The following is a 25,157-nucleotide window of genomic DNA, read 5'->3' on the forward strand; positions in this document are numbered from 1 at the left end:
CCTGAGCCTTCAGCCCTTAACCAACTGTTTTCCTGAGTTTTTATATCTTTCAGGACAGCGACTTGTTAACGCTTTGTGCGCTGAGGATGTTAACGCACAGATACACAAGAAATAAGAACCGGATTATTTACTTTTTATGACGTTGTTTTATGCTGTTAAGCTAATCTTAAGCTATTCACAGTATGCTTGACGTCAATTTAAGATAAATTGCCCGCGCTGAAGAATGTGATACCGCGTTGACTGCCCATAAGGATCGCACAAAACAATGGAACACCTGAATCACATCCTGTTTCTATGGATTAATGCCACACCGGACTCCCCCCACGGACTTATTCAACTGGCACTGTTCTTCGCCAAAGACCTGATAGCTATTGTACCGCTACTGATCATTGCCTTGTGGTTATGGGGGCCGGACAGCCAGGTCACCCAACAACGGATATTGGTACTGAAAACCGGAACAGCCCTGATCTACGCATTAGCCATAGCGACAGTGGTCGCGTTTATTTATCCTCATCCCCGGCCTTTCGCCGTCGGACTGGGCTATCAGTTTCTCAGTCACAGTGCGGACGACTCCTACCCCAGTGATCACGGCACCACTATATTCACCTTTGCCCTGGCATTTATTTTCTGGCACAGACTTTGGTCAGGGATTGTGTTAATGGCGATCGGTATCGCAATCGCATGGTCGCGGGTTTATCTGGGAGTTCACTGGCCGATGGACATGCTGGGAGGATTTCTGGTCGGAATGCTCGGTTGTCTGGCATCACAGCTGGGCTGGGGTGTTTACGGCGAACGTTTCCTGTCTTTGACCAGCGATATTTATCACCTTGTCTTCGGTCCGTTAATTAAGAAAGGCTGGGTACGTCACTGATAACCTGGCCGGCCGACGGTAAAACGTCGCCCGGCCAGTGGGTTTAGCCAAACCAGCGTTTGAACAGCGTATTGAGCTGCAGACTGATAAAGTCCCAGATACGGCTGACAAAGCCGCCCTCTTTGACCTCATCCATCACTACCAGTGATTTCTGATCAATCGTTTTACCATTCAGCAGAAAATTAACCGTACCCACCACCTGCCCGCGGGCCAGCGGCGCTTCCAGTACCGGTGAGTTAAGCGTATAAGATGCTTTAAGGTTGTTGATCTGCCCACGGGGAATAGTCACGGCCGTGTTATTGATCACACCCAGATTAACCATTCGATTATCACCGTACCAGACCCGTTTCTGCACAAAAGGTTGATCAGACTTTAGCGGAGAGACGGTTTCATAAGAACGGAATCCCCAGTTAAGTAATTTCTCACTTTCACGGAAGCGGCTTGCATCAGTTTTCGCGCCCAGCACCACCGAAATCAGCCGCATATCACCGGCGGTAGCAGAAGCGACAAGGTTATTGCCGGCACCAGAGGTATAACCTGTTTTGATCCCATCAACATGCAGATCGGTGCTCCACAACAGGCGATTCCGGTTAGGCTGGCGAATATTATTAAACGTGAATTCTTTTTCCTGATTTAACGCATACTCCTGAGGAACATCACGGATCAACGCCTGACCGATTAACGCCATATCCCGGGCAGTGCTGTACTGGCCGGGTTCATCGAGTCCGTGCACCGTGGAGAAATGAGTATTCTGCAGTCCCAGTCGTTTGGCATAGTTATTCATCAGGTCAATAAATGCCCCCTGACTTCCTGCAACGTAGTCCGCCAGCGCGATACAGGCATCATTCCCTGACTGGATAACAATTCCCTTGTTCAGGTCGGAGACAGAGACCTGATCGCCGGGTTTCAGGAACATCAGTGACGAACCGCGCAACTGAGGATTCCCCGTTGCCCAGGCATCCTGGCCGATAGAGACCATATCGGTGGATTTAATTTTGCCGTCTTTCAATGCCTGACCGACCACATAACTGGTCATCATTTTGGTGAGACTGGCCGGATCCAGTCTGTCGTCAGCATGTGATTCAGCAAGAACTTTACCGCTGGCATAATCCATCAGGATCCATGCTTTGGCGTCTAAGACGGGGGCATCTGAGGGTTGTGCAGCGTAGCCCACTACCGGTGCCAGCAGCAGCGCAACGATCACCGCACGGGATCGGGAAAAGTGACGAGTGTGATGTACCATTAACAGTCCGTCCTTGTTTGCTCAAAAAATATAACGTATATACAGGTGACTGAACTGACCTTCGCAACCGGAACCCCAATGTTGTTAAACCGGTAAGACACTCACCAGGAGGCAAAGGCTCCTGGTCATAGCAGTGACAGGCGCCTTGCAGAACGGTGCAGATTGACAATTTAATCTACTGATTTCGTTCCCGATACTATCAATAGCATAAGCACCCCTTCGTTGTATACTTCACCCTCTTTATTTACTTTTCACAGTGTTTCTGAGTCACACTTTAGCCGGAAAGCGCCTCAACACCCGGCAGCTTAAGGCACTAAAGGCCCCGGTATAACGTGCGCCGGGCCACTTTATCGGGTCACCGGGGTCGCTCTGACGCAAGCAGGGCCCCGGTCAGGAAGCCCTCAGGAATGCCGGGGCTATCCGCTATCCGCCCCGCCTGCCGGTACTTTTTTTGGGCCGGACGGACAGTTAACATGCTATTCTCTCTCTTAATTCTGTTCTGATCGGCATATGACCCCGCATAGGCCGATGCTCTGATAGCACTCACTAAGGCAGGAGCCACTATGGAACCTTTTACATCCGGACTTATTTCTCCGGAAGAAGCATTACAACTCATTCAACGCCCCCTGAGCCCGATACATGACAAAGTCAGTCTTGCACTGAAGGATGCCACGGGACGTATCACCGCCGGACCGGTGATCTCTCCGATTGCGGTGCCCGGTTTTGATAATTCCGCAATGGATGGTTATGCCGTCCGCCTGTCTGACCTGGTGCTGCCTGAAACCCCGCTGTCCGTGGCCGGTAAAGCGCTGGCGGGTAAACCCTTTACCGGGGATTGGCCACAAGGCAGCGTTATCCGGATCATGACCGGTGCACCGGTACCGCCGGGAACCGATGCCGTCGTGATGCAGGAACAGACCGAAACCCGTGAAGAAGGTATCATTATCACTGCCGATGTTGCCGCAGGACAAAATATCCGCAGGGCCGGTGAAGATATTCAGGCCGGGCAACCGGTGCTGGATGCAGGCATCCGGCTGGGAGTTTCGTCCCTTCCGTTGCTGGCCTCACTGGGGATCGCCGAAATCAGCGTTCTGCGCCGGATCCGTGTGGCGATTTTTTCTACCGGAGATGAACTGGTCCCGGTCGGTGAACCTTTACAGGAAGGACAGATTTATGACACGAACCGGTTTGCCATCCGCCTGATGCTTGAAAAAATGGGCTGTGAGGTTGTGGATTTAGGCATCATTGCCGACGATCCGCAATTACTCCGTCAGGCCTTCGAAGAAGCGGATCGTCAGGCGGACGTTGTTATTAGTACCGGGGGCGTATCGGTCGGTGAAGCCGACTATACACGGGATATGCTGGAGGCCCTGGGCTCCGTCACCTTCTGGAAGCTGGCGATGAAACCAGGCAAACCTTTTGCTTTCGGCCGCCTGTCGGAAAGCTGGTTTTGTGGTCTGCCCGGTAACCCGGTGTCTGCCGTGGTTACCTTCTATCAGCTGGTTCAGCCCATGTTAAATACCCTGATGGGCCTGAAGAACCACGAGTCCGGGACTTCGTTACAGGCAACTGCCGGGCGATTTATCCGCAAGACCCCGGGCCGGATGGATTTTCAGCGCGGACATTACTCCAGTGATGCTGAGGGTCGGTTACAGGTTGTTCCTGCCGGACATCAGGGGTCACATGTGTTCAGTTCATTTATGAAGGCCAACTGTTTTATTGTGCTTGAACGTGAATGCGCCGATGTTCAGCCCGGGGAAACCGTGTCGATTGAACCTTTTAATTACCTGCTGGACGACTGAATGGACGGGACTCTCAGCGATGAAGAAATCCTCCGCTACAACCGGCAAATCGTACTGAAAGATTTCGACTTCGAGCGACAGGAGCAGTTAAAAACCTCACGGGTTCTGATTGCCGGACTGGGTGGTTTAGGCTGCGCCGTTGCCCCTTACCTGGTCGCTGCAGGAGTCGGCGAAATGACATTATGTGACTTTGATACTGTCTCAGTATCTAATCTGCAACGACAGATCCTGCATAATGATGAAACGCTGGGGATGCCCAAAACGGCCTCAGCGCTTCTTGCACTGGAAAAGCTGAATCCCTTTGTCCGGCTCATTGCAGATAATCAGGCCTTAGCAGAAGAGAATGCCGATGAGCAGGTAAAACATCAACATGCTGTTGTGGATTGCAGTGATAATGTTGCGACCCGTGAACTCCTGAACCGTATCTGTTATCGCCATAAAGTCCCATTGATTTCAGGCGCGGCGATCCGTATGGAGGGTCAGCTTTCGGTGTTCCGCTGGCACGACGATGAGCCGTGTTATCGCTGTATCAGTCGTTTATTTGGCGATCAGGGGCTTAGCTGTGTCGAAGCCGGGGTAATGGCTCCGCTGGTGGGGATGATAGGTACGTTGCAGGCCATGGAAACACTGAAGGTCCTGACCGGCTACGGGGAAAGCCCGCGGGGCAAGCTACTGCTGATTGACGCCATGGTAACCCGTTTCAGGGAGTTCCGGGTCCCCCGGGATCCGCACTGTGAGGTCTGCGGCACCAAATCCGCATAAAAAAACGGTTGTCTGTACACAGACAACCGTTTTCACATTACAGACGTTTACACAATGCCCTGGCTGCGCAGGTAATCTTCGTAAGTTCCGGAGAAGTCAGTCACCCCTTCCGGTTTGATCTCAATAATACGTGTTGCCAGCGAGCTGACAAATTCACGGTCATGAGAAACAAAAATCAGCGTACCTTCGTACATTTCCAGTGCCATATTCAGGGATTCGATAGATTCCATATCCAGGTGGTTTGTCGGCTCATCCATTACCAGCACGTTCGGTTTTTCCATCATCAGTTTACCGAACAGCATACGGCCCTTTTCACCCCCGGATAAGACTTTCGCAGGCTTTTTAATATCATCCTGTGAGAACAACAACCGGCCAAGAATACTGCGCACAGCCTGCTCATCATCCCCTTCCTGTTTCCACTGGCTCATCCAGTCGAACACCGTCAGGTCATTCGCAAAATCTGCGGCATGGTCCTGAGCATAATAACCAATCTGCGAATTTTCAGACCACTTAATGCTGCCGTTATCAGGCGTCAGCTCACCCATCAGTGTTTTCAACAGTGTTGTTTTACCGATACCATTCGCACCAATAATGGCCACTTTCTCACCCACTTCAAGTAGCAGATTAAGCTTATTGAATAGGGGACCTTTATCAAACCCTTTGGTTAATGCTTCAGTGGTCAGTGCATTTCTGAACAATTTCTTATTTTGTTCAAAACGCATAAACGGATTCTGACGGCTGGAGGCTTTAACTTCATCCAGCTTAATTTTATCCATTTGTTTAGCACGTGATGTTGCCTGACGGGATTTAGAAGCATTCGCGCTAAAGCGACTGACGAATGACTGCAGCTCTGCGAGCTGGGCTTTTTTCTTCGCATTATCAGACAGGAGGCGTTCCCGCGCCTGAGTCGCCGCGGTCATATACTCGTCGTAATTGCCGGGATAGACACGTAACTCACCATAATCCAGATCCGCCATATGCGTACACACCATATTCAGGAAGTGACGATCGTGCGAAATAATGACCATGGTACTGTTACGCTCGTTTAAGACTTGCTCAAGCCAGCGGATAGTATCTATATCCAGGTTGTTCGTCGGTTCATCCAGTAACAATATATCCGGATTAGAGAACAGCGCCTGGGCTAATAACACACGTAATTTCCAGCCCGGAGCCACCTCGCTCATTAAACCGTAATGCTGGCTTACCGGAATGCCTACGCCTAATAACAGTTCCCCTGCCCGTGACTCAGCAGTATAACCATCCATTTCACCATACAGCACTTCAAGATCCGCGACTTTATAACCTTCTTCTTCACTCATCTCAGGTAAAGAATAAATGCGGTCACGTTCTTTTTTTACTTCCCACAGTTCGGTATGGCCCATTATGACAGTATCGAGTACCGTAAATTCTTCGAAAGCAAACTGATCCTGGCGTAATTTACCAATCCGCTCATTCGGGTCATAAGAGACGTTACCTGCCGATGGCTGCAAATCGCCCCCAAGGATTTTCATAAACGTCGACTTACCGCTGCCGTTGGCACCAATTAAACCATAACGATTCCCTCCGCCAAATTTTACAGAGATATTTTCAAACAATGGCTTACTGCCAAACTGCATCGTCACATTACTGGTTACTAACACGGGATAGCCTTATCAATGAATCAAACTCAGGAAAAAATATGCCAGCAGCCACAATGGCTGGCATAGCGTGGTGGAACTTGTTACATGCCCGGCAACTAAAGCATCCTTGTATGGCCTGTACGCTGGACAGGTCCCCTGCCTGTGGTGCCGGGTTCAGGCTAATTTATATAGCCTGTTACGTTACTCGTTAAAAGCAAAAAAGCCAGTAACAAAACGTCACTGGCTCTCCCATTAACAAGGAGTTTACAGCGGATTAGATGAGAAAATCATCCAGGCTTTTGCCTTCATCCAGTGCTTTTTTGATGGCTGCAGGTGTACGGCCCTGACCGGTCCAGGATTTAGTTTCACCGTTTTCGTCAGTGTATTTATATTTCGCAGGACGCGGCGCACGTTTCACACGTTTTTTGCTGACATCAGCAGCACCAATTAATTCGTTAGGATCAATACCATCTGCCAGCAGCATTTCACGGTATTTAGTCAGTTTTTCTTCTTTCTCACGATTCAGAGCTTGTTCAGCTTCAATTTCTTCGCGGCGTTCATTAACTACGACAGTCAGTTTCTCCAGAACTTCTTCCAGATCACTCAGTGCCAGGTCACGAGCCTGAGCGCGCAGAGTACGAATGTTGTTGAGAACTTTAAATGCATCACTCATCTTATTTTCCTTGCTTAACCGGGTACAATTAACAGTGTGGCTGAGATTACCTAATTTAAATAAAAAAATAAATAGCCTTAGCCTGATTATATAATATTAATGCTTACTTTAGCATTATTGGTTACACCTTGAATAAAAATTAACGACACCTTAACAGTGAATGATTTATCTGTGAACAACTCCAGGCGGTGATAAACACCCGAAAGCAGATACCCTTTCATACCTCTGAAAAAAGATAATCATTACATTCACAGGCATTTAATTACTTAAATCTTCTTTTCTAATCAGATCATGACAGTATAAAAAAACCGGGATTATAATTAGCACTCTCAGTGAACAATCTGATTTTGCAGGTAATCGTTTGCAATACTCAAAAAGTAGCGCTAACAGTCTCTTACTCACCGGGATTAAATTATTCCCCCGGGGATCACAGTGTTATTCACAGTAAAGGTGGAAGGCTTGCAGAAGGCTCCGGCATAAACGATAAAGTGTAATTATCAGTAAATCAGAGAGGTATAAACAACCACAGGGAGTTGAGAGGGGTAATTAAAGGGAAACACTGTTTCCCCCGGCCATCATTCTGTAATAAACCGGGGTCCGTCCGCGGCTGACTCACTTAAGCAGGATCGTCATCTCTGATTCAGGTATTTTGAGTCGATGACTGATAAAAAGCTCTGAAGATCTCCAGCGTTTCATCGCTGACATGATGCTCAATACCTTCCGCATCCCGGTGAGCAATTTCGGAACTGATGCCCAGAGAAAGCAAAAAGTTTTCTACAATATGGTGCCTTTCACGGCTTTGCTCCGCCAGCTTTTCACCTTCAGCGGTCAGAAAAACCCCCCGATAAGGTACCTGCTCTACCAGACCGGTGCCGGCCAGCTTTTTGAGCATTTTAGCGACTGTTGGCTGCGACACCCCCAGTCTGGCGGCCATATCTACCTGGCGGGCTTCACCAAATTCATGGATCAGGTCTGAGATTAATTCAACATAATCATCGATCAATTCACGGCGATGTGCCTCTCTGACCTGCCGAAACCCTTCAACATGCTCTTCGACATCTTTAATCGATCCCGGCCGGGAAACCGTTTTTTTCGCTCGATGATTCATTCAACTTCCTCTTTATGACCCAGGCAATCACTGAATAGATGCCGGTAATCTGGTGCACATTGTAAACCAGCTGAGAAGAAGCTCAAATTTTTCCTGAATAGCCATGGCTAAATCATATAGCCAATGCTATACCTGTCAGTATAGAGAAACGCGTTGATACGTTCTGACTGGTACAGATCTTCTCCGCAATACTCATGGTTTATTTCCGCAAGGGGGTTATATGAAATGCACAACGCACTGCACACACTGTCATCGTGACCTGAACACCCGCTCTGACGGATTCAGTAAAACAGCTCTGCTTGCATGCTTACTGCGTCAGTCTCCCTTCCGGTTACGATTAATGCTGGCAGAGCTGCTTCTGAAGCGGCTAACCCGCCACACGGTGACGGACCAGGTTGCAGTTAATTTTTCCTGCCGTTTACACGAATGAGGGGTTCTGAGACCACCCATCACTCATTGCCCCCACTCTCCCTGCAATATGCAGGGTTTCCATGCGATCCCATCATACCGCAGTCACATCCTTTCAGGGCTAAAAAAGCAGCAGCAACCTTTCACCCGGCTCCCCTGAACCGTCTCTGAACAGCAGAGGCTCTTTTCCGTAAAAAAGTGGGTATGATCTGGTGTTTCCGGAAGGGGTCATGAAAGGATCCAATAGACACTTCATCCGTCTCAGAAAGTTGCCGGGGCCCTTTTATTACCGGTTTTTACAGATAAAAAAACGGCCCTGACGGGCCGTTTTTGGTGTACTCTGAATGCATCGGGCGGGATTAGAAGCTGTAACCGACGCCTGCGATCCAGGTACCGACGTCAACGCTACGGATACGGCTCTGCTCGTAACCAACATCAACGGCGAAGTTATCGATTGGGTTGAACTGCAGACCTGCACCATAAGAGAAACCAACATCGCTGGTGTCTTGCTTCTGGTACTTAGACAGGTCGTTCATCTGGTATTTGCCGTAGCCGATACCAACAACACCGTAGATGCTAGCCCAGTCGTTCAGACGGTAAGCCGGACCACCGGTGAAGCCATAGTACTGACCTTTCTGGTAGTAATCACCTACATCACGGTTTTTCGCAGTGTAAGTGAAAGATCCGATCCAACCCAGTGGGTTAGAACCATCTTCGTAACGGTATTTCAGGTTGAAACCGTTAGCTTTGTTCAGGACACCCTGGTAATCGCTCTGTGCGTAACCACCAGTAATAGTGCTTTGTGCCATTGCTGAACCAGCAGATACTGCCAGAACGCAAGCCAGCGCTGAAAGACATGCAATTTTTTTCATAATCACCTCAAATGTGAAACGACTTCTTATTTCCTGACAACGACGAAAATATAGCAAAAAATAGTTGGAAACTCTGCCCTGATTTTATTGTCTAACAGATTGTTTGGTGTAACAGAACGTTACCAGTTATCTATAATCCTATGATTTTAGGCTGTTTTGAAGGTTTACTGCCGACGCAATTATTCTGTGCTTACCGGGGATTTTCAGGATATTCCTAAAATTAATGTGCAGGTTTTCTATATCGGCGGCCACGATCGCTTAAAAATCAATCAATAATGACGGTATTTTTCCGGGACTTCAGTGTGCGTTTTCGGATAATTCAGATAAACTTCCCCGCCGGATCACCTTTCGTTACTTTTTCACAGGATTTCTCCCGATGTCCCCGCACGACAATAAAAAGAATACCAGCCTGCTTTTTCCGATTGCCCTGTTATTAATTGCCATGATGTCATTACAGGGGGCTGCCTCGCTGGCAAAGTATCTGTTTCCGATTGCCGGAGCGCCCGGTGTCGCGGCACTCCGCCTGGGGTTATCCACCCTTATGTTATGGGCTATTTTTAAACCCTGGCGTCTGCGCTTTAAGAAAGAACAGCGTCGCCCGCTGGTCTTTTATGGTCTGGCGTTGGGGGGAATGAATATGTTGTTCTATCTCGCCTTACGCACCATCCCGTTAGGAATCGGTGTGGCGCTTGAATTTCTCGGCCCCCTGACCCTGGCGCTGGCCAATTCCCGGCGGCCGACAGATTTTTTCTGGATAGTGATAGCCGTGACCGGACTCGGTTTTCTTCTGCCGCTGGAACACGGCGTTTCCGATATCGATCCCTTAGGCGCCCTGCTGGCGATTTGTGCCGGAGCCTGCTGGGCAATTTATATTGTCTTCGGCCGGAAAGCCGGTATCGAACACGGTGCGGCCACCGTAGCTGCGGGATCACTGATTGCTTCCGTCATTTATGTCCCCGCCGGGCTGACCTTCGCGGCCAGTGGATTGTGGCACTGGGAAATCCTCCCGCTGGCACTGCTTCTCGCCCTGCTTTCTAATGCCATTCCTTATTCCCTGGAAATGATGGCACTGACCCGTCTGCCTGCCAGACTCTTTGGTACGCTGATGAGCCTTGAGCCGGTTGTTGCGGCAATGTCGGGATTGATTTTCCTCGGAGAAGAGTTAAACCTTCCGCAATGGCTGGGATTAACCGCTATTATTATTGCCTCTGCAGGGTCGACTCTGACGATGCAACCTGCGAAAAATCGCCTGCGTCGTGTCCGGGTGAAATCAGCAAAATCCTGATGAGCAGACTCCCCTCTCTTTTTCGCCATTGCTCAGGACGATAACAGCGATTGGTCAGGCCATCGTGCAAAGTCGTCAGCGGTTGCTATACTTATCCGCACATTCAATATCGCACTGGCAACATCGACTAAGAGAGGAAATCATACTATGAGTACCGCAAAACTGGTCAAAACTGAGGCTTCTGATCTAATCTATACCCGTAATGATGTCAGCGAAAAAGACAAACTTGCTACTATCAACGTCCTGAGCCGCGTAGTCATTGAGCTAATTGATCTGTCTCTGATCACTAAACAAGCACACTGGAACATGCGTGGGGCTAACTTTATTGGTGTCCATGAAATGCTGGATGGTTTCCGCACGGCTATCACCGATCATCAGGACATCGTGGCAGAACGAATTGTGCAGTTAGGGGGCGTTGCTCTGGGAACGCCTCAGGTCGTGGCCGATAAAACCCCGCTGAAAAGCTATCCGCTGAACGCTCACAGTGTTCAGGAGCATCTGCATGCACTGGCAGAACGTTATTCCGTAGTCGCCAATGATGTGCGTAAAGCCATCAGTGAAGTCCCGGATGAAGATACTGCTGATATTTTCACTGCCGCTTCCCGTGACCTGGATAAGTTCCTGTGGTTCATCGAAGCAAATATCGAATAATAGCTCCGGAAAATAACGGATATCACGTTTGAAAGTGATATCCGTTCAGCATCAGGCGGGACGGTGACGTAAGCGTTTCGCCCGCTTCTCAGGGGACAGATAGCTCCATGCCAGTAAACGGCTCTGCTTCTGCCCCTGCCCCATCTCAATAACTCTGTAGTCTTCCACGCCGGCATCCCGTAACAGCCCGCTCAGCGGTTTTATATTTTCCTGCTTTGAAACCAGGGTACTGAACCAGATAACCTGAGATGAGAATCGCTGACTTTCGCGGATCATATTTCCGATAAAGCCACGCTCCCCCCCCTCACACCACAGTTCATGATGCTGACCTGCAAAATTCAGCCCTTTTTCCTCATCTATTCCGAGATTCTTCAGTTTACGTTCGCTTCCCTGCAACGATTCTTCCGCCGAACGATGGAACGGCGGATTACAAAGAGTCAGATGAAAGAAATCGTTTTTCTGAATAATCCCGCCGAAAATCACTCCGGCATTCTTCTGTCGCCGCAGACGGATAAGGCGCTGTAACCCCGGGTTGGCAGCAATGAGACTGTTCGCGGCACGCAACGATTGCGGATTAATTTCCGAACCGGTGAAGCGCCATCCGTATTCTGCTGCCCCAATCAGGGGATAGATACAGTTCGCCCCGCAGCCGATATCCAGAACATCGGCGGTGGCTGGCAGCGTACCCTGCAGGTCAGAGGCTAATAAATCAGCCAGAAAATGCAGGTAATCCGCTCTTCCGGGCACCGGCGGGCAGAGGAAACCCTCAGGCAACTGCCAGTTAATATCATAGTACTGCTTCAGCAGAGCCTGATTCAGCGCTTTTACGGCCTCCGGCTCGGAAAAGTTAACTGAGAGTGTTCCCGCCGGTGTCGTAATCAGCCACTGACTAAGCTGCGGGTTAATTTCGCACAACAAGGATAAATCATATTTTCCCTGATAGCGGTTTCGGGGATGCAGCGTAGCTTTTTTGTTTTTTTTAATCATACCGTTTCATTAATTATTGCGTGACTTCATTAGCTCAGATGAAGAGAGCCATCGCCTGACCGGAGGTCCCCGGTTCACCCGGGTCAGTATCCGCAGGCTTGTAACCTGGCCAGCCCTTCATCCACATCGGCGCATTGTCCGCTGAGCATCAGACAGCACGCCACCTGTAAGCGCAGAGGCTGCGGGACGGGGATTTCCCCGGCCAGCACTGCAGAGATCCAGCGGGCCGTCTCTGCTGCAGATTTAGATAATGGCAGAGAAACACTGGCCTCTGGCTGTCGTTCGGTCAGTAATTTCGGTGCCGGATGTTTACCATCCACCGAATACAGTGCCGGACCGCGTTGCGGGTTAGCATAGACTTCACCCTCGCAACCATTAAGTAATAATGCCGGTGCGTCTGACTGATGGAAAAATGCAGCCACTTTCGGAATATATTCCGGATGCGAAACAGCGGAAATACGCAGCCCTTCAGCAGGGGCAAAAGGCGTGGCCAGTTTTGCCAGCGTATGGGCGCTGTTACGTAACCCCAGTTGCCATCGTAATGCCAACTGACCGGCTAACGCCGGGCACCATCCGTCAATGGTCATAAAGGCAACTTTGCCCTGGTCGAGCAATGATTGCGCTTCTGCCGGACTTCCGGCCGGAAGAATGCCCAGCTCAGCAAAGACAGCTTCGCTGGTGATCCGCGTGGGATCGTTACTGATACCATGCACAAAAACCGGAAAACCTGTTTTTTCCAGTAATAAGGCCAGCAGCGGTGTCAGATTTCCCTGCCGGCGGGCACCGTTATAACTCGGTATGACCACGGGTATGGGTCTGTTTTTCGGCGGCTGTAACCGGGGAAGCTTCTCCTGCAGTGCCTGGTAAAAGCCCCGCATCTCTTCTTCACTCTCCCCTTTGATCCTCAGTGCAATTAACACTGCTCCTAGAACCAGCGGATCCAACTGGTCATTCAGCATCGCCTGATAGAGCTGATAGGCGGTTGGCTCATCCAGATCGCGGGCGTGATTTTTACCCCGCCCGATTTCTTTGACTATACGGGTGATATCCATCCTGTTTTCCTGCCTGTGGTCACTGAGGGTCATTATCTGTTCGATTTAACGCTTCTGACGACGGGTCGTCGTCTTTTTACGCGGTGCCGCGGAGGATTTTCCGCGACGGTTCACTGTCTGTCCCGTTTCCGGGGGCGGAATTTCCGGTTGTTCGATAGCAAACACCGGTAAAGCCGCCAGCAAACGGCTTCCGTAGGCCTTTGTTAATAGCCGCCGGTCATAAATCACCACCTCGCCAAAGCATTGATGGCTTCGGATAAGTCTGCCTACCTGCTGTATCAGGGTAAAGGACGCGCCGGGCAGACTTTGGATTTCAAACGGATAACGTTGCTGACTTTTCAGCCATTCTCCTTCTGTCAGGATCACCGGACTATCGATGGGCGGAAACGCTATCTTATGAATATGTACCTGAGTCAGCAGTTCTCCCTTCAAATCCAGACCTTCTGAAAAAGACTGTAACCCGACCAGAACGCTTTGCTGCCCCTCAGTGACCCGCTGCCGATGTAGCGCTATCAGACGGGAACGTGGCTGGTCGCCCTGCACCAGAAGCATCAGACGTAAATCGGTCACATGGGCCAGAAACTGCTGCATTGCCCGGCCACTGGAGAACAATACCAGGCTGCCGGTGTGTTTTTTCTCTTTTACCTGTTGGCGGAAGTAACGCGCCATTTCAGCAATATGCAGCGCCTCCTCTGCAAGCCTGGGTTCATACTGCATTTCAGGGATCACTAATTTTCCCTGGCTGACATGATTGAACGGGGAATCCAGTGTGACAAAGCGGTCCCCGGCAGACTCTTTCAGGCCCGACATTTCGCTGAAACGGCGAAAGCTATTCAGTGAACGTAATGTCGCAGAGGTCACGATAACATGAGGGACTTTGCGCCATAACAGTTTTTCAAGTTGCTCACTGACCCGGATTCCGGCGCAATGGAAAAAAAGATGACACTTATCTTCCTGCCATTCTGCTGTCAGCCATTTTGATACCGGTGCCCCGGATAACTGGTTAAGACCCGCCAGCCACCATAATTTGCTCAATGATTCAAACCAGCCCTGAAAACGGTTCAGCTGTAATAATCCACGATGGATCCTGACCATATCCTGTTTGCCAGTCATCTCACCCAGTGCATTGATCAGATATTCACATAACCCGCGTAGCCCGTCACAGAGTTTAAATAACTGCTGACAGCGTGCAGTGGCTTCTTCCGGTAATTCCCCCAGAATAAAACGGTATTCCGCCTTCCCCTGCGGATCTTCCGTCAGTAACGGCATAAATTCTGCCGCCATTTCCTGCATTAACTGCCGGACAACACCGCAATGTTCTTCCAGACGACCGGGGCTTGCCAGCGGCGGCGGTGATTTAAAGGTAAACCAGCTGCGCAGGGTACCAATAAATTTAATAAACAGATCCAGCTGCAAGGCGCTACCGGCGGGTGAAATATCACTGCTCATTTCCAGCGCATCCCGCGCCACTTCAGGAAGATGATGTCCTTCATCAACGACCAGCAACATCTCTTTCGCCGGGGGCAGAACCGCATCACTTTCCAGTGCCGCCATCACCAGTGCATGGTTGGCGACAACCACTTCAGCCTGCTCTATTTCCCGGCGAGCCAGGAAGAACGGGCACTCTTTGTACCACTGACAATGGTGAGCCAGACAACTGTTTTTATCGGTCGACAGCCGCAACCATAACGGATCGTCGATCTGTTCATCACAATGATCCCGGAGCCCGTCCCAGGCGCCGGATTTCAGTGAACTCTCCAGCCGGGTACAGACTTTCTGTTCACGTTGCTGCTGTTCGCCGGAAATGGCTGGCCGGGTTCCTGCCGACTCTTCCAGGTAGAGGAATAAATCCCCCTGCGTGTCCGGTTCAGCGGTGGTAAATGCCAGGTTGCGGGGACAGACATACCGGCGGCGCCCGAAGGCCGCCGTAAACGTCAGGTCCGGAATAAACTTTTTTAACAGCGGCAGATCTTTATCAAAAATCTGATCCTGCAGGGCAACGTTGGCGGTACTGATCACCAGTTTCTTTTCTGCCGATCGGGCAACCGCGATCCCCGGGATCAGGTACGAAAGGGTTTTACCGACACCGGTCGGGGCTTCAATCACCAGATGACGATCATCTTCCCCTGCCAGCGTTTTTGCCACTTCAGCAATCATCTGACGTTGCGGCAGACGGGGGATAAAATCGGCGACCTGTGTCTGTAACAGCTTATACCATTCGCCGATTTGTAATTTTAATGCGGGAGTCAGAACCATAACGACCATCTGCCTGAAGAATCAGACTGTATTTTTACACAGTATGGCGGCCGACGGCAGTCCTGAAAGCAAATTAGCCCGCAATTCATTGTGTCGTCCGGTGCCATTGTTCTGCTGAGACTGACAGAATAGTTTTTTGATAACGCATGTTAGATTATAATAGCTATCGGATCTGTGTCAGGATAACTACGATATGTCCCAGTCTGGGTTTTACACAATCGGTGATATTTCAAGGGATTGTTCCATCAACCCGGTCACTTTACGCGCCTGGCAACGGCGTTACGGGCTGATCACGCCGCACCGGACGCCCGGCGGGCACCGCCTGTACAGCGAAGCGGACCGGCAAAAGATACTGGAAATTAAACGCTGGATCGAAAGCGGTTTACCGCCGGCTAAAGTTAAAGCCCTGCTGGATGGCGAAGCCACCGAGACCCGCAGTGAATGGGTTTTACGCCAGGATGAACTGCTGTCTGTTCTGCGGGATAATCAACCGGCACGGTTGCGTCAGTGGATTTATTCTCTCGGGAAAGATAATCCGGCGGGCGTACTGATAGATCAGGTATTTCTTCCGGTTCGTCAGAGGCTGATGCTGAATCAACACACGGCCGCCTATATGAGCAGTTTGCTGGACGGTATTCTGATCGATTATGTCAGCTTTTCACTGGCAGCCACACGTAAACGTGCCGGGGAAGATGCACTGCTGATCGGCTGGTCCTCCCGTGACCGCCTCCGCTTGTGGCTGGAAAGCTGGCGTTTAACGGAAAAAAACTGGCGTGTTACCGTACTGGCTGAGCCACTAAAACTGACGGATCCGCACCTGTTACCCCACACACAAATTTTTTTATGGACCGATAATCCATTAACGCGGGTACAACAAAATCAGCTGGCAGAATGGCAAGAGAGTGGTTATAAGATTGAAGCACTTCACAGGTCAGCGTCTTCCTCATCCCCCTTACGGGATAAGATTGCAGAACGGTCATCCTGATCCTGAAGAACCTTTCCCTGTTAACGGAGCAGCATGGACATGAACTGGCAAAAAATCGGCATTACCTTTCTTTTCCTGCTACTGGCTGTCGGGGGGATGGGCGGCCTGATGCTGGTGGGCTATACCATTATCCTCAGGTCCTGACCCACCCTTTGCGGAGTAACACGGCGCTACTCCGCTGCTATAAAAGCGGGATGATGGGCAATAGCCTGTGACAGCGTATAAAGAAACCAGGGAGTAAACCTGTCGGGATCGGCGGCCATTTCACGTTGTAATTCACCCACATGGCTATATCGCCACGCATCGGCTTCCTCAATATTGAGTACCGGCGGTTCGTCGGTGATGCCGAAAAAAACATGCCCGTATTCATGTTCCGTCAGACCATTGTTCAGCGGCATATTGTAACTTATTTCGAAAACCGGCTGCAGAGAGACGCTCAGCCCCATTTCTTCACGCAAACGACGTTCTGCCGCCTGTTGTGTCCCTTCGCCAGGAAAAGGATGTCCGCAACAGGTATTGCTCCACAACCCCCCGCAATGGTATTTGCTGGCCGCCCGGCGCTGGAGCAGAAACTCACCTTTCCGGTTAAAGACATACACAGTAACGGCCCGGTGTAGTAGCCCTTTTTCATGTACTTCCAGTTTTTCCATTTTTCCTGTCGGGATATCATTTTTATCGACAAGAATAACTTCGATCGCTGACATAAGAATTCCTTAAAAAATCTTCAGTGATTATACACTGCTGCCAGCGCACAGTGAATCACTCCCCCTCAGCCGGTGAGGCGGCTCTGCGCATCGCTTTGGCGCGTGCGCCGTCGGTCACTGACCAGCGCAAGAGGGCCGCCACACCCTGCATGCTGTGACGGGTCATCCATCGCTGTAAACGACTTCGGCGTGGCAGACCCGGTACCGACGTCCATTCAGGCAGCAGATCGCCTCCGGCACGCAGCATAATATTCATCACGGGACGGGCGGCGGCCGAGGGTGCCGGTGCCGAATACAATAACCGGCTGACTTCGCAGGTCCGTTCATCAATACAGAGTTGAGGCCGCATCGCCTGCAGATACGCTTCCACCTCAGTGACTGTCACCGGAATATTCGTGGCTCCCAGTGCCTGACCGGTCAGTGCTGCCTCTCTGTAATAACGGTTCTGTTCGTCACGGCTCAGTGCCGGGTTTTTGTAGCGCAGGTGAGCGGCAAGAAAACAGTAAGTTTCGGCGACATGAACCCAGGTCAGCAACGCCGGATCATAAGCTCGGTACTTCCGCCCCAGGTGGTCTTCACCGGTGACATGCAGATGAATTTTCTTCACTTTCTCTATCAGCGTGCTGGCATCACGGCAGTTGCCAAAACTGGTGACCGCAATGAACTGGCTGGTCCTGCGTAAGCGCCCGAACATATCTCTGCGAAAGTCCGAGTGATCCCGGACGCCAGCCAATGCCAGCGGATGCTGCATCTGCAAAAGCAGTGCCGCTATCCCGCCACATAGCATAGAAGGGAAATCGCCATGAACTTCCCAGACCATACTCCCCGGGCCGAATAAGCCCGGATCGCCTGGCGGCTGAGTGAGATCAAACTCATTCAGTGACAAACCGTTAAGCCGTGACACCTGTCGGGAAATTTTGTTGCGGATCATACTTATCATGGTCTCTCATGCCGGAAAAAAAGACCGCCGGCATCGGTCCGGCAGTCCGGGTTAACGCAAGGTAAAGACCGTTTTCTGCGTCCTGACCGAATCCAGCCCTATCATCAGGTTAAACTTCCCGGGTTCAGCCACATAGTGCATCTGCGGGTCCCAAAATTTAAGTTCATCTGTGGTAACAGTAAAACTGACACGTTCCGACTGCCCGGGGGCCAGCTGGATCCTGCGAAAATCTTTTAATTCTTCCACCGGACGGCTCAGGCTGGCAACCGGGTCATTCAGGTACATCTGAACCACGGTTGCCCCGGACCGTTTACCCGTGTTGGTGACCGTCACACTCGCCTGCAGGCTGCCTCCGGCACTGAGTGCCGGTGCTGAAAGTGTGACCAGGGAGACGGTAAAGGTGGTATAGCTCAGGCCATAACCAAACGGATAGAGTGGGCCATTGATCGCATCGTAGTAGTGAGAGGTATACTTATCGGGATGCAGATAGTTATACGGCCTGCCGGTTGGCAGATGGTTATAATACACCGGCAGTTGCCCGACAGAGCGCGGGAAGCTCACCGGTAATTTTCCGGAGGGGTTGATATCGCCAAACAGCACATCAGCAATGGCATGACCTCCTTCCGTCCCACTGAACCAGGTCTCCAGAATCGCATTCGCCTGCTCCGCCTGGTGGCTGATATCCAGTGGCCGGCCATTCATCAGAACGATCACCAGCGGTTTTCCCGTGGCTTTTAACGCATCCAGCAGCCTGCGCTGCGCCTGCGGAATACGGATATCACTACGGCTGGACGCTTCATGCGCCATCCCCTGTGACTCTCCGACCGCGGCCACCACTACATCGGCTTTACGTGCCATATCGACCGCCTGGTCTATCAGTTGCTGCGGTGATTGTTTATCGACCGTCACCGCAGGTTCATAACTGTTCAGAAATTTTTGTACCTGCGGGTTGTCGGTAATATTGGCGCCTTTGGCATAAAGTAACGTTGCCTTCCCCCGCAGGGCATCCTCCATCCCCTGACGTAAGGTCACCGACTGCGTTGCCACCCCGGCGGCAGACCAGCTCCCCATAATATCCCGCTGACTGTCCGCCAGCGGTCCGACCAGGGCAATCGTGCCCTGCTTTTTCAAAGGCAGTACATCCAGGCGGTTTTTCAGTAACACCAGCGTTTCTGCCGCAACATCCCGGGCTTCGCGACGATGAAGGCGACTTTCTGCATTGGTATCTGCCGGGTCATCTTTGGCGGGCCCCAGATGCCGGTAAGGGTCACTGAATAGCCCCATATCGTATTTCACATTCAGAACATGGCGGGTGGCATCGTCTATCTCAGCCATGGTCACCGCACCGCTTTTGACCAGTCCCGGCAGATACTCGCTGTAATACTGATCGCTCATGCTCATATCAATACCTGAGGTAATGGCGATACGTACCGCATCCTGAGGGTCACTGGCGACCCCGTGCTGAATTAACTCTTTAATGGCGCCATGGTCACTGATAGTGATCCCTTTGAATTTCCATTGCCGGCGTAATACATCTTTTAATAACCAGGCATCGGCCGTGGCGGGGACTCCGTTTATCGAGTTCAGCGCCACCATTACCCCGCCACTCCCGGCATCCAGAGCAGCTTTATAGGGTGGCAGATACTCCTGAAACATACGCTGAGGGCTCATATCCACCGAGTTATATTCCCGCCCCCCCTCCACGGCACCATAGAGTGCAAAATGTTTAACCGTGGTCATCAGCGAGTAACGATCGGCCGGGCTTTTTCCCTGCATCGCGGTCACCATCGCCTGTCCCATCCGGGAGGTCAGCAGAGTATCTTCGCCGAACCCTTCAGACATGCGGCCCCAGCGCGGTTCATGGCTGACATCCACCATCGGTGCCCATGTCATATTCAGTCCGTCATCCGCCGCCTCATACGCAGAAATACGCCCGACGGTTTTCACCGCATTCACGTCCCAACTGGCGGCCAGGCCGAGAGGAATAGGAAATATCGTTCGCTGTCCATGCACCACATCATAGGCAAAGAATAACGGGATTTTCAGCCGGCTCAGCTGCATCACCTGATCCTGCATTGCACGGATATCCGGCCGGGTGACCGTATTAAAAATCGCCCCCACCTGCCCCTGACGGATCATATTGCGGATGGCCGACTTCGGATTATCCGGGCCGACGCTTATCAGTCTGAGCTGACCGATTTTCTCATTCAGTGTCATTTTCGAAAGCAGCCGGGTGACAAACGCATCCCGTGCCTGTTCATTAGGAACACCGGGCTCTGCCGGGGTCGTTGCAAATGCAGTGGGGATCGAAACACTTATTACCAGTAACGGGTAAAACCATTTCATAGTCAGGCTCTCAGAGACGGGCAGCTGTCGGGGACCGGGACAGGTGTACACTGAACCGGGGTCGGGTCTGTTCTGAAAAGCATAGCATGCAGAAAGTATTACGGGGAGTGGCCGGGCCCGGGAACAGCAAGCCCGATCAAAGAGATAACCGGTTATTCCGTCGGCCCCGGAATGGATGACTCTTTCTTCTGTTCGATAACCATCGTCTGCGGTGAGGACAACGGCACATCGGAATGGCGCAAGCGCACCAGGATTTCGAACAGTAACTCACTTTTCACCGAAGATATCTGCCGTTGAGTCGCCACATTACCGGTGACACTGAGAGAAATCCCCTGAGCGGAAAGATCTTTAAAACTGACCGACGGTGCCGGGGTTTCAAGGATACGTTCGTTGTCCTGATAAACCCCCAGTAAAATCTCTTTCACCTTTACCGGATCAATATCGAGCGGGAAAACCAGCGGAATAGTTACCACCCCCTGGGCATTCCCCATCGTGGCATTACGGACATTCTGTGAGATCAGCTGTGAGTTCGGCACAATCACCGTCGATTTATCGGAGAGCTGGATCTCAGTCGCACGGACATTAATACGACGGATGTCCCCCTCATAACCACTGATGCCGACCAGGTCTCCCACTTTCACCGGACGTTCGGTGAGCAGGATCAGCCCGGAGATAAAGTTTTTAACGATCTCCTGTAAACCAAAACCAATACCGACCGACAGCGCACTGACAATCCAGGCGAGCTTATTCCACTGCACGCCCATCACTGAAAGCGCCAGCAGGATCACCAGCACATAACCCACATTGGTAAATAAAGTGATGATAGAAACCTGCATCCCTTTATCCATCTCAGTTTTCGGCAGGAAGTCCTGATCCAGCCAGCGCCTGACCGCACGCAGAACATATATCCCCGCCACTAACGGGATCAGTGCGGTAACAACCTGCGAAGGTACAATATTGAGTTTTTCGAGCCCTTTCCCGCCCCAGAATGCGATGGCTTTTTGCAGCATTTCTGTCGGAGAGATCGAGGATATGGTGCCATTGAGTAACGCAAATATAAGCAATAACACCAGAAAGGATTTCAGTAATGCCGATAACAGTGAGGCAATCTGATGTAAGTAACGTTCATCGATATCCAGTGTGCTTTGCACTCGCTGGCCACAGGCGTTAGCAGTAGAAAATATCGCTTCACAACTGTCCGCCGCCAGCTGACTGAGAAGATAAAAAGAGCTGAGGAGAATACCAATCCACACCACCTCATAGCTGAGGAAGCGCCCGAAGGTCACATAACCGATGAGTAATGCCACCAGAATGGCCACTCCGGCAAGAAACAGTGAAAGTTCAATAATACCGGCCAGAGTGGAACGCGTTTCCACGGTCGTGTCATCGTTCTGGATCCGGCGTCGGGTTCGATTAATACGCATCACAATCATAACGGCAAACAGACCAATCACTAAGGCCGTCAGTCCGTTACCGAAGACGGTGGTACTGACGCTGGTACCGACCGTATAGTTAAACGATTCCATCGCCTGGAAGACAAAGACCACCAAAGCAATAAAGGTCGGAAAAGGCTTTAGCGCATTGGCAACACCATTACTGATATTCGCCAGGCGCCAGCTGGGTCGCCGCGTGGAAAGAAAAGAACGCCCCAGCCCCGCAATCAGACCACAAATGATACTCAACTGCACCAGCCGGGAAACGTATTCCCGCACATCATTTTCCACCGCATCACTCCGGGTAAACGCCAGCGCAATAAAGTTAAATGACAGCACGACGGCCAGTAAGGTGGTTAAGGCAATCGCCATTGCCAGAAAACTGCGTCTCAGGCGCCCTTCCGGCAGCTTATGAATGCTGACCCAGGCAAGAAACTCTTCCATATAGCGACGCCCCGCGACCATCACCAGTATGGCGGCCAGCACCCAGAAAACGGTTCCCACCCGGGCATCGGGACTCCAGGAAAGTAGCGCGGTATCCAGTAATTCCTGACTGAATCGTTCAAACTTCTCATGGTCGAACGGATTACTGTCATAAAGCGGCTGCCAGAACGTTGCTGACAGGATACTGCCGGAGTTAAGCGCCAGCTGGGTTCTTAGCTGATCCCGGCGCAGATTAAGGATCTGTGCGGATAATACCAGAGCACCATTCTTTAGCGCCGTGGCCTGTTTAATCTGACTATCCAGTGTTTTTTTCTGCTCACCCAGCACCCGTCGTTTGCTGGTAACGTCGGCGGTCTCTTTGACACCGCTGCCCGGGGCCGGTGGCGGCCCCAACACTGCAAGCTGAGCATCTATTTTCTGGCTTTGAGGCTGCAGGCTCTGTGCCAGCGTATCGGCATTCTCTGAAAGCTCCTGAGCCATTTCATTCAGCTGGCTCAGGGTAACATCCGGCGTCGAACCAGAGACCTGGCCTTTAATTTTATCCAGGATCACCTGCATTTTAGCCAGTTCATGGCCCGCATTAATCTGAGGTGCCGGCTCTGTCTGTGAGGGTTCAGCCAGCGCATTCGCAGAAAACTGACCGGTGAACAGCAGTAAGAAAACGCTGAGAAGGGTCGGGAAAATTCTCATAATGACTTTATACCCCGGAACGATAACGGTGAAGTGGTCAAAAATTATCAGATAATCAGTTGTAGAGTGTTCTTCCGGGACGTGCCATCGGAATGGTACGGAAAACATGCCGGGAACCGACCAGGTTCCCGCCATGTCCTGACATCGGGTTACAAGGCTTTCTCTTTCTTATACGCCAGCGCAGAGGCCGGTACCGGGGCTGACTTTCCGGTTTCCAGCCAGCTACGAATACGGTTAGCATCCGCAAAATGCGTATATTTTCCGAACGCATCAAGCACCACCAATGCCACCGGATGGCCATTAATTTCTGTGCGCATTGCCAGGCAATGTCCCGCCTCATCCGTATAACCGGTTTTCGTTAACCGGATGTCCCAGGTTTTATTATAAACCAGATGATTCGTATTACGGAAAGGCAGTGCGTATGACGGATGACTAAAGATAGCAGTGTCTTCCGGGGTTCGGCTCAGTTCACCGATCAGCGGATACTTTTCGGTGGCTTTCAGCAACTTCACCAAATCTGACGCTGTAGACACATTGTGGATCGATAATCCGGTGGGCTCCACATAATGAGTATGCGTCATCCCCAGGGCGCGTGCCTTGGCGTTCATGGCCTGGATAAAGGCCTGGTAACCTCCGAGATAATGCGCTGCCAGGCTGGCGGCGGCACGGTTTTCTGACGACATCAATGCCAGCAATATCATATTGCGACGACTGATTTCACTGTTCAGTTTGACCCGGGAGAACACACCGCGCATTTCGGGTGTATGACTGATATCTACATTAATTATCTGGTCCAGCGGCTGTTTCGAATCCAGCACTACCATGACGGTCATCAGCTTGGTTAAAGAGGCAATAGGCCTGACACGGTCCGGATGACTGGAAAAAAGGACTTTATTTGTTTTAAGGTCGAGAACCATCGCACTGCCGGACGCTATCTGTGGTTGCAACGCCGCGCCGACATCGGGCGTGCTGCGTTCAGCACTCGCGGGCAAAACGGCCAGGGTCGCGGGTGAAATTAATGCAAAAATCAGTAAAGAATGGCGTAAATTTAAAGACATGTTATTAATGATACCGTGATGTTTTTCATGACTGTGCAGGCACAGGCCGCCGCCCGGTATTATCGTGTGGTTAGCTGGCGGCAGCATCATACGCTGTTCATAATAAAAAAACTTAAAGTAACGGAAATTTGACTACCGCAGAATTTGTAAGTAAGTCTGACAAAAATACCGGTTCGACTTCTTCGTAAAACCTGGGGCAACATCGCGCCGGAACGAAATGCCGTGTAAACTTACCATACCGATGAATAATACCAGGGACCTCAGCATTGCATATTGATATTAACTCTTTGATTTCACACTATGGTTATCTTGCGCTATTGATAGGTTGTGTCGCGGAAGGTGAAACATTCGTTCTGCTTGGGGGCGTTGCTGCCCATAAGGGATTATTACATTTTTCCGGCGTCGTCGCGGCGGCGATGGCTGGCGGCATTATAGGTGACCAGTTACTCTACTGGCTGGGGAAACGTTACGGTACCCGAATCATTTCCAGGTTCACAAACCATCAGGATAAAGTCGAAAAAGCCAGACAGCTTATCCACCGTTATCCCAGCCTGTTTGTGATTGGTGTCCGTTTTATGTATGGCTTCCGGATCATCGGCCCCATCATTATCGGTTCCAGCCAGTTGTCTCCGCGCCGTTTTCTGATTTTTAATGTGATCGGTGCATTTATCTGGGCAATGCTGTTTGTCAGTCTGGGATATTTTGCCGGTAAGCTGATCGCTCCCTGGCTGGATAAACTGGATAACTATCTGAAACCTTTGTTCTGGGTTGCAGGATTGCTCGTGGTGTTGTACATAGTCTGGAAAGGGATACGCTTTTTAAAACAGCGGAAGCAGCAGTAACCGGTCAGTTGACAGGTCATGCCCTGCAGTAAAATGCTCCGCGATAAAATGCAGGTTCCTGAGATTCGCTCAAGCACATATACTGTGCCGCCAGCAATACTTTACGGTCCCGGACATTACTCTTAA

21 protein-coding genes are annotated in these 25,157 nt (G+C 51.0%); 8 read left to right on the top strand and 13 right to left on the bottom strand.

The annotated features are described in order from the left end of the window. The first annotated feature begins 265 nt into the window (after nt 1-265). Nucleotides 266-871: an undecaprenyl-diphosphate phosphatase gene (gene ybjG / locus GTPT_RS13415; RefSeq protein WP_025902888.1), complete on the top strand. Its 606-nt coding sequence runs from the start codon at nt 266-268 to the stop codon at nt 869-871. Nucleotides 872-914: 43 nt separating this feature from the next. Here ybjG and GTPT_RS13420 read toward each other — a convergent pair whose 3' ends face one another. Further along, the gene (locus GTPT_RS13420; protein WP_029990798.1) at nt 915-2,114 is read right to left on the bottom strand and encodes a serine hydrolase; all 1,200 of its coding nucleotides are present in this window, start codon (nt 2,112-2,114) and stop codon (nt 915-917) included. Nucleotides 2,115-2,677: 563 nt separating this feature from the next. Here GTPT_RS13420 and moeA point away from each other — a divergent pair. After that, the gene (gene moeA / locus GTPT_RS13430; protein ID WP_029990796.1) at nt 2,678-3,916 is read left to right on the top strand and encodes a molybdopterin molybdotransferase MoeA; all 1,239 of its coding nucleotides are present in this window, start codon (nt 2,678-2,680) and stop codon (nt 3,914-3,916) included. Continuing rightward, complete coding sequence (locus tag GTPT_RS13435; protein ID WP_029990795.1) at nt 3,917-4,678, top strand: molybdopterin-synthase adenylyltransferase MoeB; 762 nt, start codon at nt 3,917-3,919, stop codon at nt 4,676-4,678. 47 nt (nt 4,679-4,725) lie between these two features. Here the strand turns inward: GTPT_RS13435 and GTPT_RS13440 are convergent, their stop codons facing one another. The 4 genes from GTPT_RS13440 to ompX all read right to left on the bottom strand — a co-directional run bounded on the left by GTPT_RS13440 (nt 4,726) and on the right by ompX (nt 9,358). Then, the gene (locus GTPT_RS13440; protein ID WP_025902893.1) at nt 4,726-6,318 is read right to left on the bottom strand and encodes an ABC-F family ATPase; all 1,593 of its coding nucleotides are present in this window, start codon (nt 6,316-6,318) and stop codon (nt 4,726-4,728) included. 253 nt (nt 6,319-6,571) lie between these two features. Then, entirely contained in the window at nt 6,572-6,970 is a 399-nt protein-coding gene (locus GTPT_RS13445) for an H-NS family histone-like protein (RefSeq protein ID WP_025902894.1), read from the bottom strand. A gap of 640 nt (nt 6,971-7,610) precedes the next feature. Further along, nucleotides 7,611-8,078, bottom strand: coding sequence for a manganese-binding transcriptional regulator MntR (gene mntR / locus GTPT_RS13450; RefSeq protein WP_025902895.1), 468 nt, complete (start codon nt 8,076-8,078; stop codon nt 7,611-7,613). Nucleotides 8,079-8,845: 767 nt separating this feature from the next. Continuing rightward, on the bottom strand, nt 8,846-9,358 hold the full coding sequence (ompX, locus tag GTPT_RS13460; RefSeq protein ID WP_029990794.1) for an outer membrane protein OmpX: 513 nt from the start codon (nt 9,356-9,358) through the stop codon (nt 8,846-8,848). Between the two features lie 376 nt (nt 9,359-9,734). On the opposite strand from ompX, the gene rhtA reads away from it, so the two are divergent. Both rhtA and dps read left to right on the top strand, forming a co-directional pair. Further along, entirely contained in the window at nt 9,735-10,643 is a 909-nt protein-coding gene (gene rhtA / locus GTPT_RS13465; protein WP_025902898.1) for a threonine/homoserine exporter RhtA, read from the top strand. Between the two features lie 147 nt (nt 10,644-10,790). Beyond that, nucleotides 10,791-11,294, top strand: coding sequence for a DNA starvation/stationary phase protection protein Dps (dps, locus tag GTPT_RS13470; protein ID WP_025902899.1), 504 nt, complete (start codon nt 10,791-10,793; stop codon nt 11,292-11,294). Between the two features lie 51 nt (nt 11,295-11,345). On the opposite strand, the gene rlmF is transcribed toward dps, so the two are convergent. From rlmF to dinG, 3 genes are all read right to left on the bottom strand, one after another. Further along, entirely contained in the window at nt 11,346-12,281 is a 936-nt protein-coding gene (gene rlmF / locus GTPT_RS13475; RefSeq protein WP_025902900.1) for a 23S rRNA (adenine(1618)-N(6))-methyltransferase RlmF, read from the bottom strand. 83 nt (nt 12,282-12,364) lie between these two features. Then, complete coding sequence (ybiB, locus tag GTPT_RS13480; protein WP_029990793.1) at nt 12,365-13,333, bottom strand: DNA-binding protein YbiB; 969 nt, start codon at nt 13,331-13,333, stop codon at nt 12,365-12,367. Nucleotides 13,334-13,378: 45 nt separating this feature from the next. Next, a complete protein-coding gene (gene dinG / locus GTPT_RS13485; protein ID WP_038011607.1) occupies nt 13,379-15,589 on the bottom strand; it encodes an ATP-dependent DNA helicase DinG in 2,211 nt (736 codons plus the stop codon). A 193-nt stretch (nt 15,590-15,782) separates the two neighbouring features. Between dinG and GTPT_RS13490 the strand changes: the two genes are divergently transcribed. Both GTPT_RS13490 and GTPT_RS17585 read left to right on the top strand, forming a co-directional pair. Continuing rightward, nucleotides 15,783-16,574 carry a MerR family transcriptional regulator gene (locus GTPT_RS13490; protein ID WP_025902903.1) on the top strand — a complete coding sequence of 264 codons (792 nt, stop codon included), beginning with the start codon at nt 15,783-15,785 and terminating at the stop codon, nt 16,572-16,574. 39 nt (nt 16,575-16,613) lie between these two features. Next, nucleotides 16,614-16,718, top strand: coding sequence for a protein YohO (locus tag GTPT_RS17585; protein WP_025902904.1), 105 nt, complete (start codon nt 16,614-16,616; stop codon nt 16,716-16,718). A 26-nt stretch (nt 16,719-16,744) separates the two neighbouring features. On the opposite strand, the gene idi is transcribed toward GTPT_RS17585, so the two are convergent. The 5 genes from idi to pbpG form a co-directional block, all read right to left on the bottom strand. After that, nucleotides 16,745-17,278, bottom strand: coding sequence for an isopentenyl-diphosphate Delta-isomerase (idi, locus tag GTPT_RS13500; protein ID WP_038011609.1), 534 nt, complete (start codon nt 17,276-17,278; stop codon nt 16,745-16,747). Nucleotides 17,279-17,333: 55 nt separating this feature from the next. Next, complete coding sequence (locus tag GTPT_RS13505; protein ID WP_025902906.1) at nt 17,334-18,218, bottom strand: oxygenase MpaB family protein; 885 nt, start codon at nt 18,216-18,218, stop codon at nt 17,334-17,336. Between the two features lie 51 nt (nt 18,219-18,269). Then, nucleotides 18,270-20,564 carry a beta-glucosidase BglX gene (gene bglX / locus GTPT_RS13510; protein WP_029990789.1) on the bottom strand — a complete coding sequence of 765 codons (2,295 nt, stop codon included), beginning with the start codon at nt 20,562-20,564 and terminating at the stop codon, nt 18,270-18,272. Nucleotides 20,565-20,716: 152 nt separating this feature from the next. Next, on the bottom strand, nt 20,717-23,131 hold the full coding sequence (locus GTPT_RS13515) for a DUF3772 domain-containing protein (protein WP_029990788.1): 2,415 nt from the start codon (nt 23,129-23,131) through the stop codon (nt 20,717-20,719). A gap of 149 nt (nt 23,132-23,280) precedes the next feature. After that, on the bottom strand, nt 23,281-24,189 hold the full coding sequence (pbpG, locus tag GTPT_RS13520) for a D-alanyl-D-alanine endopeptidase (protein ID WP_029990787.1): 909 nt from the start codon (nt 24,187-24,189) through the stop codon (nt 23,281-23,283). Nucleotides 24,190-24,455: 266 nt separating this feature from the next. Here pbpG and GTPT_RS13525 point away from each other — a divergent pair, with 266 nt between their 5' ends. After that, nucleotides 24,456-25,031, top strand: a complete 576-nt coding sequence (locus tag GTPT_RS13525; RefSeq protein WP_025902909.1) for a DedA family protein — start codon at nt 24,456-24,458, stop codon at nt 25,029-25,031. The last annotated feature ends 126 nt before the right edge of the window (nt 25,032-25,157 follow it).

It is taken from the genome of Tatumella ptyseos ATCC 33301, assembly GCF_000735525.1.
Classification (GTDB): Bacteria; Pseudomonadota; Gammaproteobacteria; order Enterobacterales; family Enterobacteriaceae; genus Tatumella; species Tatumella ptyseos.

Bases quoted from the DNA above. Each gene is read 5' to 3' on its own strand.
- GTPT_RS13505 (WP_025902906.1), bottom strand. From the start codon at position 18,218: ATGATAAGTATGATCCGCAACAAAATTTCCCGACAGGTGTCACGGCTT.
- idi (WP_038011609.1), bottom strand. From the start codon at position 17,278: ATGTCAGCGATCGAAGTTATTCTTGTCGATAAAAATGATATCCCGACA.
- ybiB (WP_029990793.1), bottom strand. From the start codon at position 13,333: ATGGATATCACCCGTATAGTCAAAGAAATCGGGCGGGGTAAAAATCAC.
- GTPT_RS13490 (WP_025902903.1), top strand. From the start codon at position 15,783: ATGTCCCAGTCTGGGTTTTACACAATCGGTGATATTTCAAGGGATTGT.
- pbpG (WP_029990787.1), bottom strand. From the start codon at position 24,189: ATGTCTTTAAATTTACGCCATTCTTTACTGATTTTTGCATTAATTTCA.
- mntR (WP_025902895.1), bottom strand. From the start codon at position 8,078: ATGAATCATCGAGCGAAAAAAACGGTTTCCCGGCCGGGATCGATTAAA.
- dinG (WP_038011607.1), bottom strand. From the start codon at position 15,589: ATGGTTCTGACTCCCGCATTAAAATTACAAATCGGCGAATGGTATAAG.
- GTPT_RS13435 (WP_029990795.1), top strand. From the start codon at position 3,917: ATGGACGGGACTCTCAGCGATGAAGAAATCCTCCGCTACAACCGGCAA.
- GTPT_RS17585 (WP_025902904.1), top strand. From the start codon at position 16,614: ATGAACTGGCAAAAAATCGGCATTACCTTTCTTTTCCTGCTACTGGCT.
- ybjG (WP_025902888.1), top strand. From the start codon at position 266: ATGGAACACCTGAATCACATCCTGTTTCTATGGATTAATGCCACACCG.
- rhtA (WP_025902898.1), top strand. From the start codon at position 9,735: ATGTCCCCGCACGACAATAAAAAGAATACCAGCCTGCTTTTTCCGATT.
- moeA (WP_029990796.1), top strand. From the start codon at position 2,678: ATGGAACCTTTTACATCCGGACTTATTTCTCCGGAAGAAGCATTACAA.
- bglX (WP_029990789.1), bottom strand. From the start codon at position 20,564: ATGAAATGGTTTTACCCGTTACTGGTAATAAGTGTTTCGATCCCCACT.
- GTPT_RS13420 (WP_029990798.1), bottom strand. From the start codon at position 2,114: ATGGTACATCACACTCGTCACTTTTCCCGATCCCGTGCGGTGATCGTT.
- rlmF (WP_025902900.1), bottom strand. From the start codon at position 12,281: ATGATTAAAAAAAACAAAAAAGCTACGCTGCATCCCCGAAACCGCTAT.
- GTPT_RS13515 (WP_029990788.1), bottom strand. From the start codon at position 23,131: ATGAGAATTTTCCCGACCCTTCTCAGCGTTTTCTTACTGCTGTTCACC.
- ompX (WP_029990794.1), bottom strand. From the start codon at position 9,358: ATGAAAAAAATTGCATGTCTTTCAGCGCTGGCTTGCGTTCTGGCAGTA.
- dps (WP_025902899.1), top strand. From the start codon at position 10,791: ATGAGTACCGCAAAACTGGTCAAAACTGAGGCTTCTGATCTAATCTAT.
- GTPT_RS13445 (WP_025902894.1), bottom strand. From the start codon at position 6,970: ATGAGTGATGCATTTAAAGTTCTCAACAACATTCGTACTCTGCGCGCT.